Below are 16906 nucleotides of genomic sequence, written 5' to 3'. Positions count from 1 at the left end.
CCGACATCGGGTCACCGGCCCGGCTCGCTGGTGTGGTGTCGCCGGTTCCGCTGGCGGGCGACACCCGAAGCCTCGACGACCGGGATCTGCCGAGCCGCACGGACGTCCTCGGCGCCGCGCTGAGCGATGTCATCGGCGGGCCGGTCGGCAGGCACGCGCTGATCGGCAGGCAGCGATTCCTGACCCCGCTACGCGTCATGCTGATCATGGCGCTGGTGTTCCTGGCCCTCGGGTATTCGACGAAGGCCGCCTGCCTTCAAACCACGGGCACGGGACCCGCCGATCAGCGGGTGGCCAACTGGGACAATCAGCGGGCGTACTACCAGCTCTGCTATTCCGACACCGTTCCGCTCTACACCGCCGAACTGCTCAACCTGGGCAGGTTCCCGTACAAGTCGAGCTGGATCGAGAAGGACGCCACCGGCCAGCCGCACATCCAGTACGACGGCAACATCGCGGTGCGCTACATGGAGTATCCGGTGCTGACGGGGATCTACCAGTACACGGCGATGTCGTTGGCCAAGACCTACACCGCGCTGACGAAGCTGGTGTCGGTGCCGGTGATCGCCGAGGTGGTGATGTTCTTCAACATCGCGGCGTTGGGGCTGGCGTTGGCCTGGCTCGTCACGGTGTGGGCGACGTCGCGATTGGCCGGGCCGCGGCGGGTCTGGGACGCGGCGTTGGTGGCGGCGTCACCGCTGGTGATCTTTCAGATCTTCACGAATTTCGACGCGCTGGCAACGGCTTTCGCGACGGGCGCGCTGCTGGCGTGGGCGCGACGAAAGCCGGTGCTGGCCGGCGCGCTGATCGGTCTGGGTGTGGCGGCCAAGCTGTATCCGCTGCTGTTGTTGGCGCCGCTGGCGGTGCTGGCCGTGCGCACCGGCAAGCTGCGGGAGGTGGGCAAGACGGCCGCAGCGGCGGTGGCGGCATGGCTGGTGGTCAACCTGCCGATCATCGTGCTCTTCCCACGGGGATGGTCGGAGTTCTTCCGGCTCAACACCCGCCGCGGCGACGACATGGACTCGATCTACAACGTAGTCAAGTCGTTCACCGGCTGGCGCGGGTTCGATCCCGATCTCGGTTTCTGGCAACCGCCGACGGTGACCAACATCGTCTCGGCGATCCTCTTCGTCTCCTGTTGTGTCGCAATCGGTTACATCGCCCTGACCGCGAAGCGTCGGCCCCGCGTGGCCCAGCTGGCGTTCCTGATCGTGGCGGCGTTCCTGTTGACTAACAAGGTCTGGAGCCCGCAGTTCTCGCTGTGGCTGGTGCCGCTGGCGGTGCTGGCGCTGCCGCATCGGCGAATCCTGTTGACGTGGATGACGATCGACGCGCTCGTGTGGGTCCCGCGGATGCTCTACCTCTACGGCGACGCGAACAACGGGCTGCCGGAGCAGCCGTTCACGATCACCGTGCTGTTGCGCGACATCGCTGTGGTTGTGCTGTGCGCGTTGGTCATTCGCCAGATTTACCGTCCGGAACTGGATCTCGTTCGGGCCCGAGGTGCGGTCGACGACCCGGCGGGCGGGGTGTTCGACCGCGCGCCGGACGCACCGCCGCGGTGGCTGCCGGACTGGCTGCGACCAGACGCGTCGCGACTGCACACAGATCGCGAATCTGCAGAAGATCGCGATCTGACGGCAGTCTCGAGGTAGGGGCCCGCCGCTCGACGCCGTCGGCCCCGCCGCCCCCGCCTCGATTGTGAAACCAGCTGCGCGACACGCCGTCGAAGCGCAGCCAGTTGCACAATCGGTGAGGTGGTCGAGAGCCACCCCGCACGATTTCGCAGATCAGCGCGGTTTCCTGTAGCCTGGGCCGGTTGCCGACGCAGGCGACCCTCCTGCCACGGATAGTCCGTGGCCGATCAGACCGTAGGAGGTGATGAGGTCTTCATGCGTCCATACGAAATCATGGTCATCCTCGACCCCACCCTTGACGAGCGCACGGTAGCTCCGTCGCTGGAAACGTTCCTCAACGTCATCCGCAAGGACGGCGGCAATGTCGACAAGGTCGACATCTGGGGCCGGCGCCGGTTGGCATACGAGATCGCCAAGCACGCCGAGGGCATTTACGCCGTCATCGATGTGAAGGCAGAGCCCGCCACCGTGACCGAGCTGGACCGTCAGCTCAACCTGAACGAGTCCGTGCTGCGGACCAAGGTCATGCGGACGGACAAGCACTAGTCCCGAAGAACGGGCTGTAAGCGTCGGAGCGCTTCCGTAGGCTCGCCTGCGACCGCTGCCGAGACTTAGACCGCCAATCCCTGGAGGACATCGTGGCTGGTGACACCATCATCACCGTCGTCGGAAACCTGACCGCCGATCCCGAACTGCGCTTCACGCCGTCGGGCGCGGCCGTCGCCAACTTCACCGTTGCGTCGACACCGCGCATCTACGACCGCCAGAGCGGGGAGTGGAAGGACGGCGAGGCGTTGTTCCTGCGCTGCAACATCTGGCGTGAGGCCGCCGAGAACGTGGCCGAAAGCCTCACTCGCGGTTCGCGGGTGATCGTGCAGGGCCGGCTCAAGCAGCGTTCGTTCGAAACCCGCGAGGGTGAGAAGCGCACCGTGGTGGAGCTCGAGGTCGACGAGATCGGCCCGTCGCTGCGGTACGCGACCGCCAAGGTGAACAAAGCCAGCCGCAGCGGCGGTGGTGGCGGCGGCTTCGGTGGTGGCGGCGGCGGAGGTTCGCGGCCCGCCGAGCAGCCGAAGGACGATCCGTGGGGCAGCGCCCCGGCGTCGGGCTCGTTCTCCGGAGCTGACGACGAGCCACCCTTCTGATCCACAACTGATCAACGAAAAAGCAAGAAAGAGAAAGACACATGGCCAAGGCCACCAAGCGTCGGCCGGCTCCCGAGAAGCCGGTCAAGACCCGCAAGTGCGTTTTCTGCTCCAAAAAGGGGCAGACCATCGACTACAAGGACACGGCGCTGCTGCGCACGTACATCAGCGAGCGGGGCAAGATCCGCGCCCGCCGCGTCACCGGCAACTGCGTCCAGCATCAGCGTGACATCGCGATCGCGGTGAAGAACGCGCGCGAGGTTGCGCTGCTGCCGTTCACCTCGTCGACGCGATAGGCAGGACGGAAAGATGAAACTGATTCTCACCGCTGACGTCGAACACCTTGGCGTCCAGGGCGACATCGTCGAGGTCAAGGACGGCTACGCCCGCAATTACCTGGTGCCGCGCCGACTGGCGGTCGTGGCGTCGCGCGGCGCGGAGCGCCAGGCCGAAGAGATTCGTCGGGCCCGCGAGCAGAAGGCCATCCAGGGCCGGGAGCACGCCGTCGAGCTGAAGGCCGCGATCGAGAATCTCGGCCCGGTGCAGCTGTCGGTGAAGGCGGCGGCCGACAGCGGCAAGCTGTTCGGTTCGGTGACGACGGCTGACGTGGTTGCGGCGATCAAGGGCGCCGGCGGCCCGAATCTGGACAAGCGCACCGTCCAGTTGCCCAAGGCGCACATCAAGACGACCGGCACGCATCCGGTCGCGGTTCGACTGCATCCGGAAATCGCCGCATCGGTGACGCTGGAAGTAGTCGCCGGGCAGTAGCCGCAGCGTCAATAGGGCCGGGTGAAGGCTTGATCGATCTTCACCCGGCCCTTGCTGTGCTGCCTGGCGAACTTTGCGAGGGCACGGATTCCAGCGAAGCTAACCTGCTGTTAACCTCCATGGCCCCTGGCCGCAATACAACACGCCCGACTCGGCAACCCTGGCCGACACGCCGAAGCAATTGTCATCCACAGCATCCCGGTCGGTTTATGGTGCGGCTATCTGCACAGATGCAGTGAGCGAAGTGGTTGATTAACAGGTTCTCCCCAACGACTCAACATGGTTGTCCCGACCTATCCACACCCCATCCACAGGTCTATGAACAGGGCCGGGTTGCGCCCCCGCCAGCAACGTCTAGCGTAAGCCGTCGGCGGGACCGGTCCGGCCGCCGCGGAGCGTTCTGTCGGGGGTCTGGCTTACAGTCGCGGTGAGCGGGTATCGAATGTACGTTCGATGGTGAATAGAGGGGGTGAAGCGCTTCGTGGCTGTCGTGGATGACTTGGGTCACGGCGCGGGCCATCGGGCTATGGATGCACCGCCCAGCGAGGACTTCGGCCGCCAGCCCCCGCAGGACCAAGCCGCCGAGCAGGCCGTTCTGGGCGGGATGCTGCTGAGCAAGGACGCCATCGCCGACGTGCTCGAGAAGCTGCGACCGGGTGACTTCTACCGGCCCGCGCACCAGAACGTCTACGACGCGATCCTCGACCTCTACGGCCGCGGCGAGCCGGCCGACGCGGTGACCGTCGCCGCGGAGTTGGACCGGCGGGGGCTTCTGCGTCGCATCGGCGGGGCGCCGTATCTGCACACGCTGATCTCCACGGTTCCGACGGCCGCGAACGCCGGGTTCTATGCGGGCATCGTCGCGGAGAAGGCGCTGCTGCGACGGTTGGTCGAAGCGGGCACGCGGGTCGTGCAGTACGGCTATGCGGGCGCCGAAGGCGCCGACGTCAACGAGATCGTCGACCGCGCGCAGTCGGAGATCTACGACGTCACCGAGCGGCGCACTGCCGAGGACTTCGTGGCGCTCGAAGAACTGCTGCAGCCGACGATGGACGAGATCGACGCGATCGCGTCGCAGGGTGGACTGGCGCGTGGTGTCCCGACCGGTTTTCTGGAACTCGACGAGGTGACCAACGGCCTGCATCCGGGGCAGATGATCATCATCGCGGCGCGGCCGGGTGTCGGGAAGGCGCTGGCGCTCGACACGCCGCTGCCGACGCCGACCGGCTGGACGACGATGGGCGACGTCGCGGTGGGGGACTGGTTGCTCGGCGCGGACGGTGAGCCGACGCGAGTGGTCGCTGCGACTGAGGTGATGCTCGGGCGGCCTTGCTATGAGGTCGAATTCGCCGATGGCACGACTATTGTGGCGGATGCTTTTCATCAGTGGCCGACCAGCCGCGGGGTACAGATCACCACTGCGTTGCGGCCTGGCGTAGACATCATCAGCGCGACGCGGGTGCCTGCGCTGGTGACGGTTGGCGGCCGGCGTCAATCAGCGTGGGGCATCGACGCTGTGCGGCGTGTTGCGAGTGTGCCGGTGCGGTGTGTGGAGGTCGATAATTCCGATCATCTGTATCTGGCGGGACGGGAGATGGTGCCGACGCACAACTCGACGCTCGGCCTGGATTTCATGCGGTCATGCTCGATCAAGCACCAGATGCCGAGCGTCATCTTCTCGCTGGAGATGAGTAAGTCCGAGATCGTGATGCGGCTGTTGTCGGCCGAGGCGAAGATCAAGCTGGCCGATATGCGGTCGGGTCGGATGAGTGACGACGACTGGACGCGGCTGGCGCGCCGGATGAGCGAGATCAGCGAAGCGCCATTGTATATCGATGATTCGCCGAACCTGACGATGATGGAGATCCGCGCGAAGGCGCGGCGGCTGAGCCAGAAGGCCGGCTTGCGATTGATCGTCGTCGACTACATGCAGCTGATGACGTCGGGCAAGAAGTACGAATCACGGCAGCAGGAAGTGTCGGACTTCTCGCGAAGCCTCAAGCTGATGGCCAAGGAACTCGACGTCCCCGTCGTCGCCATCAGCCAGCTGAACCGCGGGCCGGAACAGCGCACTGACAAGAAGCCGATGGTCTCGGACCTTCGCGAGTCGGGTTGTCTTACCGCGAATACGCGAATCCTGCGGGCGGACACCGGCGCTGAGGTGACGTTCGGTGAGCTGATGCGCACGGGGGAGCGGCCGCTGGTGTGGTCGATGGATGAGCGCAAGCGCATGGTCGCGCGGCCGATGACGAACGTGTTCTACAGCGGGCACAAGGAAGTGTTCAAGGTGCGGCTGGCGTCGGGTCGCGAGGTTGAGGCTACGGCGAACCATCCATTCATGACGTTTGAAGGGTGGACCTCGTTAGGCGACTTGACGGTTGGGGAGCGGGTGGCAGTGCCGCGGCGGGTGCCGGAGCCGGTGCACACGCAGCGTCTCCCGGATGACGAAGTCATCCTGCTGGCGCACATGATCGGCGACGGGTCGTGCGTGAAGCGCCAGCCGATCCGCTACGCGAGCATCGACGAGCAAAACCTGGTTGCGGTGACGAAGGCCGCGCAGCATTTCGGTGTGACTGCTATCCGAGACGAGTACGCCTCGGCGCGTGTGACGACGCTGCGGTTGCCGGCGCCGTATCGATTGACGCATGGGAAGCGCAATCCGATCGCGGCATGGCTGGACAAGCTGGGCCTGTTCGGTAAGCGCAGCTACGAGAAGTTTGTTCCCGCAGAGATTTTCGCGCTGCCGAACGACCAGATCGCGTTGTTCCTGCGGCATTTATGGGCGACGGATGGGTCGGTGCGGTGGGACTACAAGATTCGGCAGGGCCGGATCTATTACGCGTCGACCAGCCGGCAACTCGTTGACGACGTTGCGCTACTGCTGGCCCGGCTGGGTGTCTTCGCCCGCATGAAGCGGGTCCGCAAGGCGGGTTACCGGGACGGATGGCACCTGTGCATCTATGGAGCCGAGAACCAACTGCGCTTCCTCAGGCATGTCGGTGTCAACGGTGAAAAGGCGATCGCAGTACGAGAAGTGATCGGCATGCTCGAGAGCAAGGTACGCAACACGAATCTCGACACTGTTCCGAAGGAAGTTTGGACCCATGTCCGCGCCACACTTACCGAGCGGCAGATGACGCATCGCCAGTTCGCCGCTGCAATGGGCACCAAGTTCTGCGGATCGACAATGTGGAAACATGCGCCCAGCAGGGCGAGGTTGCACCGGGCGGCAGCATTGTTGGAGGACACCAAGATTCACGACCTGGCGATGAACGACGTGTTCTGGGACGAAATCGTGGAGATCACGAGTATCGGTACGCACGACGTCTACGACGGAACAGTAAGCGGCACACACAATTTCGTCGCAAACTTAGTTAGTCTACACAACTCGCTAGAACAGGATGCGGACATGGTCATACTTTTGCACCGACCGGACGCGTTCGAGCGTGACGATCCGCGCGGAGGCGAAGCTGACCTGATCCTCGGCAAACACCGTAACGGCCCGACGAAGACGATTACCGTTGCGCACCAGTTGCATTTGAGCCGCTTTGCGAATATGGCTAAGCAGTGACGAAGGTGCGCGAAGGCATGATCGCCGACGGCGTCTCCGAGGCAGCGATCGACTACCTCCCCGGAAGCATGGCGCTGCCACGGGACAAGTACAAGGCTGCGATGGAAAGGGACCGGGGAGCCGGAAACATTGCGCACTAACGGTTCACGTTCACGCAGCACCCGTCCATCGCCGTCGACGACAACACGCTCGTCATGATCCGCCACCAGTGGGCGATGGAACGCCTATGCGGGCGACGCTCTACCACGAAGCGTGATTCAGCCTGAAGAGCAAGTCGAACGGACTCGGCGATCGCTTCAAGAACGTGATGAACGATGCCTTCGAGGTCTTCGTCGGCGGTATCTGCACCGGACCGCCCTGAAGAGCACGGGAATTCGGGAAATCGTCGACGAAGCCGACATGCGGTCGCATCGAGGGAGCAGAAGAGCGCGACGCCTTCGGTGTGCGACTGGATGATGCTGGGCGAAGGCTACCGCGTCGTCATCGATGCCACAGCTGTCTTAACTGGCCGAAAGTTACCTCGATGTGATCGTCCAGTGAGGGGTCGGCATAGGGAAACCAGGCACTGCTTTCACCTCCAGGATAACGCCAGACAGGGGGCTTGCGGCAAGGCCCGGGTAGTACCGCATGCTGGACCGTCTCAGCAATTGATCCGAAGGAATCTAGGTGCCGAAATCGCTTGATGAGGGCCCGTTCTTCCACGGCACGATCGCGAAGTTGAAAGTGGGCGAGTTCCTCACCGCCGGCCATCGATCGAACTACCGTCCCGAGATCGTGATGAACCACATCTACTTCACCGCTCTGGTTGACGGGGCTGGTGTCGCTGCGGAGATCGCCGCGGAACTCGCCGGGGGCCAGGCGCATCCGAGAGTGTACGAAGTAGAGCCGACCGGGGAGTTCGAGGATGACCCGAACGTGACCGATAAGAAGTTCCCCGGCAACCCCACTCGGTCGTACCGCAGCACGGCCCCACTGCGGATCGTCGGCGAGATCACCGAGTGGACGCGGCTGACTCCTGAACAGTTGCAGCTGTGGCGGGAACGACTGTCTGCGCTCCTCTCAAGCGACGATGCGGAGATCCTGAACTGAGAAGTGCGACGTCGCCAGTGGGTACCTGGGCGCATCAAGCCCCCGGACGCGCACCGACATCCTGCACGCGTCAACGCTGCGGTGCGCGAGTACCTAACCGGTACCCCGTCGCGCCCCGGAGCCGTCGTGGCCGGTGGTGGCGCCGGCTTCGACTGCACGGCGACGCGCCCAACATCGAGTAGGGAACACCGGTCGGCGATCCATGCGCCGTGCTGCTGCTCGCAGCGCGTTTTGACGTCCTTATTCGAGGGATTCTTGGCCGGATGAAGGCGGCGCACGAGGCACGATGCGCGCCAGCATGGATGTCAGGCAGAGTTCGACAACCAAGCAGAAAGCGCACATCTCATGTCAGAAGTCATTGCGGGCGTGGAGATCCCCGATACTGCGGCGGTCGCTGAAGCGACTCGTCTCCTGTGGGACACCACCAGCCCCCTCATCTACCACCACTCGCGCAGGGTCTTCTTGTTCGGCCAGTTACACGCGCACCGACTCGGCGCGCACCCTGATCAAGAACTGCTCTATCTGGCCGCCATGTTTCACGACACCGGTCTGGTGACACCGTTCTCCGATCGAGAACAGCGGTTCGAGGTCGACGGCGCCGACCACGGGCGCAAGTTCCTCATCGATCGCGGCTTTTCTGCCGGAGCGGCCGATACTGTGTGGACGGCAATCGCGCTGCACACCACACCGGAGATTCCGGGCCGCATGGGTCCGGAGATCGCGGCCATGTACTTGGGGGTGATGACCGACGTTGTCGGCGTCGGCCTCGACGGGCTGGATGCCGATCAGGTGAACGAAATCGTCGCCGCTCACCCGCGGGGCGATTTCAAGAACGAGTTTCTGCAGGCCTACTTCGAAGGGTTCAAGAACCGTCCGGAGACGACCAACGGAACGGTCAACTCCGACGTAGTGGAGCACTTCGTCCCCGGTTACCGGCGCGTCACCACCGTCGAGCGTATGCTCGCCGCGCCATGGCCGAGCTGACCGCCGAAAGGTCTGAGGCGCAACGGTAATGAACGGATTATCTCAGGGCTCGACGGCACATTGGCCTACTCTCCACACACCGCCGAGAGGGACCCGCTGCTCGTTCGCGAAGCCGCGTGAAAGGACCTGACATGCAAGCCATCACTGCAACAGCACGCGACGCGGGTGTCGACGGTCTCACCCTCACCGATCTGCCGTACCCCCACGCCGCCGAGAACGACGTCATCGTCCGCGTTCACGCAGCCGGCTTCACCCCCGGTGAACTCGAGTGGCCCGCCACGTGGACCGACCGGGCCGGCCGCGACCGCACTCCCACCGTTCCCGGACACGAATTGTCCGGAGTCGTCGCCGAATTGGGGTACGGCACCACCGGGCTTACTGTCGGTCAGCGGGTGTTCGGCCTCGCCGACTGGGCTCGCAACGGTTCGTTGGCCGAGTACACCGCCGTAGAGGCACGCAACCTGGCACCTCTGGCCGCCGACATCGACCACACCGTGGCCGCTGCGCTGCCGATCTCGGGGCTGACGGCCTGGCAGGCGTTGTTCGTCCATGGTCGGATCACCACCGGCCAGACCGTTGTGGTGCACGGGGCGGCCGGCGGTGTCGGCTCCATCGCGGTTCAGCTGGCGCTCGAGGTGGGCGCGCGAGTGATCGGCACGGGACGGAGCGCGGACCGCGACGTCGTGCTCGGCTTGGGTGCACAGGAGTTCGTGGACCTCACCGCCGACCGCATGGAAAGCGTCGGCGCAGTGGACGTGGTCCTGGATGTCATCGGCGGAGAAGTCCTCGAGCGGTCAGCGGCGCTGGTGCGGCCCGGCGGCGTCTTGGTGACCATCGCCGCGCCTCCTCGAGTGCGGCCCGACGACGGGCGCGCCGTCTTCTTCGTGGTCGAACCCGATCGCGGGCAGCTTGTCGAGTTGGCCCAGCGAGTGCGGGACGGACGGCTCAAGCCGATCGTCGGCGAGGTCCGCCCGCTCGCCGAAGCCCCCGACGCGTTCACCCGCCGCCGGCGCATTCGCGGCAAGACGATCATTCAGGTGGCACACGACCAGGAAGGACAACGGTCATGATCACAAGGCGAATCGGCGTCGGCCTCCTGACCGCGGCGCTCGCCGCAATGGTCGTCGGCTGTACCCCTACGGCGGAGACGAACGATACCTCCGCGGCACCTCCTCATTCCGGCACCGCTGCACCGCACTCGTCGGAGACGCTGGCTCCGCTGTTCGAGAAGGCGCTGCCGAATGTGCCGGGCAAGACCTTCACCTCGGCGATCGTGACCTTCCCGCCGGGCACCCACGCGGCTCCGCACCGCCATGGTGACGCGTTCGTTTACGCCTATGTGCTCCAGGGCGCGGTCAGCAGCCAGCTCGAAGGTGAGCCCGCGCACCTGTATCACCAAGGTGAGAACTGGAACGAGCAGCCCGGCGCCCATCACGTGGTCACCGAGAACATCAGCTCGACCGAACCGGCGAAGCTGCTAGTGGTCTTTAGGGCCACCACCGGACAACAGCTCAAGGTCGATGATGCGAACAAATAGGGCGCCCTCGAGTCACGCAAGCCATCTCGTTGGGGACGAACTTGAACCACCCCGAGACCCGGTGTCGTCCAGGCTGATTGCCGATCCGGGCCACGGCTTCGACGAGGTCGTTCGCCAACGCCGTTCGACGCGCATGTTCCTGCGGGACGAGCCGGTGCCCCGGGAGCTACTCGACGAGGCGGTGGAACTCGCGATGCGGGCGCCATCGAACTCCAACGTGCAACCGTGGCGGCTGTACGTGGCGTCCGGTCCTCGCCGGGACCGGTTGGTTGAAGCGCTGTTGGCGGCCGCAACTGTCGACCTGCCAGTGACGACGGGGTTGCCGGAGAGCTTCCTCGAACTGAGGCAGCAACTCGGCGCGCTGGTCTACGGGTCAATGGGAATCGCCCGCCATGACGCCGAGGCCAGGCGCATTGCGCAACTGCGCAACTGGGAGTTCTTCCGGGCCCCCGTCGGTGCCGTGGTCTGCATGCACCGAGATCTTGGGTTGGTGGACAGCCTGGGAGTCGGTATGTTCCTCCAAACTCTTCTGCTGGCGCTGACCGAGCGCGGCCTTGCCACCTGCGTGCAGGTGTCGATCGCCGCCTACCCGCAGATCCTTCGAGAGCAGCTGGACATTCCGGACGAGCTGACGGTGCTATGCGGAATCGCGATCGGCTACGCCGACAAGGACTTTGCGGCCAACTGGCTGGACACCCCGCGTAACCCGGTCGAAGCCAACGTGACATTCCTCGACGACTGAGAAATGGCCGCGCGCGCAGCCATGGGCATACCGCCGGTATACCCGGTACAACGGTTATCCCGAACTGGCGCGGCGAGCTGTGCTGAACCGGCGCTGGTAGGCGGCGGGGCTGATGGACAGCTTTCTTGCGAACACGCGTCTCATGCTTTCGTAGCTGGGGAATCCGGCGAGAGCCGCTGCCTGGGTCGCGGTGTGTCCTTGGTCGAGCAGCGCCCTGGCCATGTCGAAGCGAATGTTCTCCACGTACCGGGCCGGTGTGGTGGAAAGTTCGTCGTGGAAGACACGGTTGAGCTGCCGGGTGCTCACATTGAGGTGTTTCGCGAGTGCGCCAACCGAGTGGTTCCCGTGGGGGTTGGCCGTCACCAAAGCAGTGACCTTCCGCAGGGCCGAGGAACGGGGCGGGCGTCCCTGCAGTGGAGCCGAGAACTGCGACTGGCCGCCTGCGCGCTGCATGTACACCACCAGGAATCGGGCGACGTCGCGCGTCACGTCCGGTCCGTGGTCCTCTTCGACGAGCGCGAGAGCCAGATCGATTCCGGCGGTCACGCCAGCCGAGGTGTACGTGTCCCCGTCGCGGACGTAGATCGCGTCCGGTTCCACGCGACAGGTCGGGCACCGAGTGGCGAGTTCGCGGGTGACCCTCCAGTGCGTCGTCGCACGCTTACCGTCGAGAAGTCCCGCCGCGGCAAGGATGAACGCGCCGGTGCAGATTGACGCGACGCGGCGGGCTGAGACTGCGGGCACACGCGCCGCGTCCGCGAGTTCCTGAGGCACGGGCATCCGCGGATAGAGGTCGGAGCCGGCCACCAGATACGTATCCGGGGCGTGCTCGGCCGAGACCGGCCCATCGACAGCGACCCTGAACCCGAGGTTCGATGTGACGTCTTCGCCCGTCGGCGACAGCAGCATGATCCGGTAGTCGGCGCCGAACCGGTTCGCCTGTTTGAAAACCTCGGCGGGACCCGCGACGTCCAACAGCGTCACACCGTCGTAGACGAGCATCACAACGCGGCGCGGGACGACGTTCGCCTCGGAAGCGGTGGGCGGAGGCACAACCATGGCCCGATTATTCTCGGCTCGTGCACCACCGTGGCGGGCGACTTCGCCGGTGGTGTCGGTTTCTCACCGGGTTGTGGCGCTTGCAGAACCCTGCGCGCCTCACTCGCCCGTTGCCGCTATCCCGCGACGCTGCCGCCGCCGTCGACTCGAACGATCTGGCCGGTGATGTATGCCGCGTCGTCGTCGAGAAGGAAACACACCGCGTGGGCGATCTCCTTCGGTGTGCCGACTCGTCCCAGCGGAATGCCCTGTAGGAAGCGGGCTTCCCGTTCGGAGCCCACCGGACTGCGTTGCCGGTACATCTCGGTCTCGGTCGGACCGGGAGCCACCGCGTTCACCGTGATTCCGGTGGAAGCCAGCTCCTTTGCCCATATCCGGGTGCACGTTTCGAGCGCGGCCTTCGCCGCGGCGTACGGGGTACGTTCTTGTGTTCCCAGTGTGGTCAGACTGGTGATGTTGACGATTCGGCCCCAGCCCGCCGAGCGCATGCTCGGCAGAACGGCCTGTACGACCTGCACGGCGGTGCGCACGTTGAGGTCATAGGTGTCGAAGAGGTCATCCAGATCGATCGAACCGATGACTCCGAATCGGGCAAAGCCCACGTTGTTGACGACCGCGTCGATGTGGCCTTCGGTGAGGATCTCGGTCAGCACCGCTGCGGTCGCCTCCCGATCGGCCAGATCGACCCGGTGAAACGTTCCGGGAAACCCTGGAGGGGCCGTCCGGGCGACGCCAACCGGCACATCACCGCGAGCGGCCAGCGCATCGGCCACCGCTCGGCCGATGCCTTTCGACGCTCCCGTGATCAACACTCGTCGTGACATTTTCTTGGTGCTCCTCTCGAACGGATCGAACCTTGGCGGAAGTCCCGTCACAAGATTCAACGCCGTGGATCCGCCCGGCTGACACGGCTAATCGGCCATGTTTCCCACGGGAAGAGACACGATGACCGCGTACGCGGCCACATCGACGAAAGACCCTAGCGCAGCGCCGTTTTCAGGTCCGTATACGCACGCCGCGTCTGCTCGGCGAGTGCGTGCACGTCACCGATCGCGGCGGTGTTCGCGACGAACCCGAAGTCCATGTGATCGCGATAAGAGCTCAGCGTGACGTTGAGTCCGATCGAGGCTGCCAGCGCCGAAACCGGAAAGATCCCTGTCAGCTGAGCACCGTTGAGATAGCGGGTTTCCTTCGCGCCGGGCACGTTTGAGATCACGAGGTTGCAGGCCGGGCGTGTCACACGGTCCAGGTGCGTCGACGCGCCCGCGCCTGCCAACGCGACCAGCGCGACCGAATATGTCATCGCCGCGTCCGTGGACAGCGCGCCGAGTTCTGTCTTGGCTGTCCCCACCGAGTGCACCACCTGCCGCAGGCGCTCGGCCACCGGCGCTGCGGGGTGTCCTAGACGCACGAAGATCGCCGAGACGCGGGTTCCCATCGCGGCGTCGCCTTCACTGCGCAGCGACACCGGGCACATCGCGATGAACTCGTGCGCGTAGCCCTGGCCCTGCTCCCGCAGATAAGCGTGCAGGCCATGGTCGACGATCGTGGCTGCGACGTCATTGAGTGTCGCGCCGTGCTGGTGGCCGATCCGGTGCATCTCCTCCAACGGCAATGACAGCGTGGCGAATCCACGGGCTTGCCCCAGCGGCGCATTCGTCGGCGAATGATGCGCCACGAACGGTAGGCTTCCCTCGACGTGCGAGCCGAGCGCCGCCGACAGCGCCTTGCGTGCGGCCGCGAGCGAAATCTGGTTCAGCGCACCGACTTGCGCGAGTGTCCCGCGCACCGCATCGGTTACTCGGCGCAGCGCCGGCGTCGGCTCTGGGGGCTGCGTCTTGGGCCGGGGCAGCGCGAAGGCGGGCGCCGGGATCGACGGCTCGTAGGTCAGGCTCAGCCCGTCGTATAACTTCCGGAGCCCGGACACGCCGTCGATGATGCTGTGGTGGGTTTTGGTGTAGATCGCGAACCGGTTGCCGGGCACCCCGTCGATGAGCCAGCACCTGAACAGCGGACGGTGGCGGTCAAGCATCGGCTCGTGCAGGTCGGCGACGAGCCGCAGCAGGTCCTCATAGGAACTGCGCGCCGGCAGCGCGAGATGCTGCACATGGTAGTGCGGATCCCAGCTGTCGACCTCGCGAAAGTGGGGGGTGCCGACGCCGACGATCTCTGGCACGTAGTTGAACGGCGGCAGCGGCCTGTGGCCGCGATAGGTCTCGACGACCTCGCGCACCAGAGCGCTTCGCCCGGGCGGCTTCTTGAACAGCAGCATCGCGCCGACATGGGTGGTGCCGCCGGGCGACTCCATCAGCAGCCAGCCCAGGTCCAACGGTGGAATCGCAGTGCTCATCGCTTCAGGATCTCCTCGCCACGACGCAGGCCGGCAGAGGCGAGTGTGCACCGGTGGGCCATGCGTTCGCAGCCGATCGCCGCGGATGTCGCCGCCGCTTCTTCGATCCGAACCGGGTAGCCCGGCCAACCTACGTCTGCCAAGCGCGCACGCCCAGCACCGGCTGGCGGCAGCCGCCGGCGTTGAACTCCGGGCACCACGGAGAGTGTCCGCGCTCATCGCGCCATGCGATCTGCAGGGCCCGCACGTCGGGCCCGTACAGTTCCACCGCCAGACACATATGCACGTCTGGTTGCGCGACCGCGACGAACTCGGCGCGCCAACCGTCGGGCAACTCCATCGTGTCGCCGGGTGCCGGCACCCGGGAGCGGATCATGTAGTCGGCTACCGTGTTGAGCACCCTCGCCGCCTGCCGGGGTGCCAACGCGGTCACCAACAGCTCCGGCAGCCCGGCTCCATGCAGCCCGATGGTGTAGGCGAACGGGGTCGGCTCGTCCTCGACGTACTGCACGGCCCACCCGTGCTCAGAAATCTTTCGTCGGAGGACGTCGTGGTAGTCGGCACGGGTGGCCTCCGGGTGATCGCACTGCCAGCACATCTTGGCTCCTTTCCATCACTGCCCTCACCTTCCTCTCGGGGTCCGACAACCTGCCTGTGTCTCGACTTGCTGTAACCGCCGGACACGCAAGGCGGTCATCGCCGCCGTGGTGGCGTCTACGACCCGCGCATCTATCCCCATGACGTGGTGATGCGGGTGCTCGACAAGTGGCGGACTTTACGAAGGAAGCGCGGTCAGATTGACGGATGAGTAGACATCGTCGATGTCAGTTCATACCCTGTCCGAGACAACGTGGCCGGACCCGAGGGTCCCTGCAACGAAGGATCGTGACAGTCCGAATGGGTTTGGTGCGCCGTTTACTCCCGCGGATGGCGGGCGGCGCCGCAGCCACGGTCCTGGCGCTGGCTCTGTCGTTGGCAAGCGCCGCAGTGGCGGACCCGGCCGATGACGCACTGGCCAAGCTCAACGAGTTGTCCGCTCAGGCGCTGCAGACTCGCGAAGCCGTCACAGCCGCCCAACGCGACGTCGACGCACGGCTGGCTGCCCAGAAATCGGCCGAAGACCGCCACCGCGCCGACCTCGACGCACTCGCCACCGCGAACTCGCAACTCGCGCCTTACCAAGCGGCGGTCGACCGGATCGCGGCGATGGACTACATGAGTGGCGGCAGTGGTCAGGCGGCAGCGCTGCTGACCGCACCCTCGCCGCAGCAGTTGATCGACAAGCTGTCGCTGCAGCGGGTGGTAGCCGCCACGACGGCCGATCAGATGAGAGCGTTCCACGCGGCGCGCGAGCGCGCTGAGGCCTCGGCGCAGGCTTCCGAGAAGTCGGCCGCGGATGCGCGGGCCGCGGCCGAGCAGGCCGCCGCGGTTCGCGCCGACCTCCAAGCGAAGTTCCGGGAACTGCAACGCCAGATCGCCGCCGCGGAGGCGCAGTACGCGGCGTTGACGCCGCAGCAGCAAGCGGTCATCGACAACGCCGTCCCGCCGGCAGCAGCGCCCGCGCCGCCGCCCGCTGCACCCGCGCCGCGCGACCCGGCGATTCTCGCGATGCCCGGCCAGCCTCCTGGCGCGGTTGTCCCGCCGCCGGCGGCCGCTCTCATGGCTGTCCCGGAGGCACTTCCTGTCGGCGTCGCCAACGAGGCCGGGTTACAGATCAACACCGTCATTGCCGCCCGGGCCATCAGCGCACGGTTCCCCCAGATCGCCGAAATCGACGGGGTTCGGCCCGACTCGAAGCCGTGGCATCCGAGCGGCCTGGCGATCGACGTGATGATCCCCAATCCCGAAAGCGCCGAGGGCGTCGCGCTGGGCGACGCCATCCGCGACTTCATGCTGGGCAACGCAAGCCGCTTCGGTTTGCAGGACGTGATCTGGCGCGGCACCTACTACACGCCGGACGGCCCGGCAGGATCCGGTTACGGCCACTACGACCACGTGCACGTCACCACGACACCACGCCGCTGACC

Annotated in this window: 17 protein-coding genes; 13 read left to right on the top strand and 4 right to left on the bottom strand. The window is 65.6% G+C overall.

The annotated features are described in order from the left end of the window. The first annotated feature begins 5 nt into the window (after positions 1–5). From AU193_RS05445 to AU193_RS05395, 12 genes are all read left to right on the top strand, one after another. Complete coding sequence (locus AU193_RS05445; RefSeq protein WP_156425133.1) at positions 6–1655, top strand: glycosyltransferase family 87 protein; 1650 nt, start codon at positions 6–8, stop codon at positions 1653–1655. Positions 1656–1892: 237 nt separating this feature from the next. Beyond that, positions 1893–2183 (top strand): 30S ribosomal protein S6, encoded by a 291-nt coding sequence (gene rpsF / locus AU193_RS05440; protein ID WP_064421366.1) that lies wholly within the window; start codon positions 1893–1895, stop codon positions 2181–2183. Positions 2184–2275: 92 nt separating this feature from the next. Continuing rightward, positions 2276–2779 carry a single-stranded DNA-binding protein gene (locus AU193_RS05435; RefSeq protein ID WP_064346102.1) on the top strand — a complete coding sequence of 168 codons (504 nt, stop codon included), beginning with the start codon at positions 2276–2278 and terminating at the stop codon, positions 2777–2779. A gap of 41 nt (positions 2780–2820) precedes the next feature. Next, positions 2821–3075, top strand: coding sequence for a 30S ribosomal protein S18 (gene rpsR / locus AU193_RS05430; protein ID WP_064402259.1), 255 nt, complete (start codon positions 2821–2823; stop codon positions 3073–3075). Between the two features lie 13 nt (positions 3076–3088). Then, a complete protein-coding gene (gene rplI, locus AU193_RS05425) occupies positions 3089–3547 on the top strand; it encodes a 50S ribosomal protein L9 (RefSeq protein ID WP_064421322.1) in 459 nt (152 codons plus the stop codon). Positions 3548–4028: 481 nt separating this feature from the next. Continuing rightward, positions 4029–7118, top strand: coding sequence for a replicative DNA helicase (locus AU193_RS05420; protein WP_172798218.1), 3090 nt, complete (start codon positions 4029–4031; stop codon positions 7116–7118). Continuing rightward, the gene (locus AU193_RS23060; RefSeq protein ID WP_156425129.1) at positions 7115–7258 is read left to right on the top strand and encodes a hypothetical protein; all 144 of its coding nucleotides are present in this window, start codon (positions 7115–7117) and stop codon (positions 7256–7258) included. Before AU193_RS05420 ends, AU193_RS23060 begins: the two co-directional genes overlap by 4 nt. Positions 7259–7784: 526 nt before the next feature. After that, positions 7785–8207, top strand: coding sequence for an NAD(+)--rifampin ADP-ribosyltransferase (arr, locus tag AU193_RS05415; protein ID WP_064421321.1), 423 nt, complete (start codon positions 7785–7787; stop codon positions 8205–8207). A gap of 345 nt (positions 8208–8552) precedes the next feature. Further along, entirely contained in the window at positions 8553–9191 is a 639-nt protein-coding gene (locus tag AU193_RS05410) for an HD domain-containing protein (protein ID WP_064421320.1), read from the top strand. Positions 9192–9322: 131 nt separating this feature from the next. Then, a complete protein-coding gene (locus AU193_RS05405) occupies positions 9323–10261 on the top strand; it encodes an NADP-dependent oxidoreductase (RefSeq protein WP_064421319.1) in 939 nt (312 codons plus the stop codon). Beyond that, the gene (locus AU193_RS05400) at positions 10258–10728 is read left to right on the top strand and encodes a cupin domain-containing protein (RefSeq protein WP_064421318.1); all 471 of its coding nucleotides are present in this window, start codon (positions 10258–10260) and stop codon (positions 10726–10728) included. The genes AU193_RS05405 and AU193_RS05400 overlap by 4 nt, the downstream gene beginning before the upstream one ends. Before the next feature lie 61 nt (positions 10729–10789). Next, positions 10790–11470, top strand: a complete 681-nt coding sequence (locus AU193_RS05395; protein WP_256364327.1) for a nitroreductase — start codon at positions 10790–10792, stop codon at positions 11468–11470. A 54-nt stretch (positions 11471–11524) separates the two neighbouring features. Here AU193_RS05395 and AU193_RS05390 read toward each other — a convergent pair whose 3' ends face one another. The 4 genes from AU193_RS05390 to AU193_RS05375 form a co-directional block, all read right to left on the bottom strand. After that, on the bottom strand, positions 11525–12529 hold the full coding sequence (locus AU193_RS05390) for a GlxA family transcriptional regulator (RefSeq protein WP_064421317.1): 1005 nt from the start codon (positions 12527–12529) through the stop codon (positions 11525–11527). A gap of 116 nt (positions 12530–12645) precedes the next feature. Continuing rightward, complete coding sequence (locus AU193_RS05385) at positions 12646–13353, bottom strand: SDR family oxidoreductase (RefSeq protein ID WP_064421316.1); 708 nt, start codon at positions 13351–13353, stop codon at positions 12646–12648. A gap of 155 nt (positions 13354–13508) precedes the next feature. Then, positions 13509–14879: a wax ester/triacylglycerol synthase family O-acyltransferase gene (locus AU193_RS05380; protein WP_064421315.1), complete on the bottom strand. Its 1371-nt coding sequence runs from the start codon at positions 14877–14879 to the stop codon at positions 13509–13511. A 130-nt stretch (positions 14880–15009) separates the two neighbouring features. Next, on the bottom strand, positions 15010–15477 hold the full coding sequence (locus AU193_RS05375; RefSeq protein ID WP_064421314.1) for a DUF4262 domain-containing protein: 468 nt from the start codon (positions 15475–15477) through the stop codon (positions 15010–15012). Between the two features lie 299 nt (positions 15478–15776). Here AU193_RS05375 and AU193_RS05370 point away from each other — a divergent pair, with 299 nt between their 5' ends. Continuing rightward, a complete protein-coding gene (locus tag AU193_RS05370; protein WP_064421313.1) occupies positions 15777–16904 on the top strand; it encodes a hypothetical protein in 1128 nt (375 codons plus the stop codon). The last annotated feature ends 2 nt before the right edge of the window (positions 16905–16906 follow it).

It is taken from the genome of Mycobacterium sp. GA-1285 (genome assembly GCF_001499905.1).
Lineage (GTDB): Bacteria > Actinomycetota > Actinomycetes > Mycobacteriales > Mycobacteriaceae > Mycobacterium.
The sequence above is the reverse complement of the archived record's forward strand: the minus strand, read 5'-3'. Positions and strand labels throughout refer to the sequence as shown.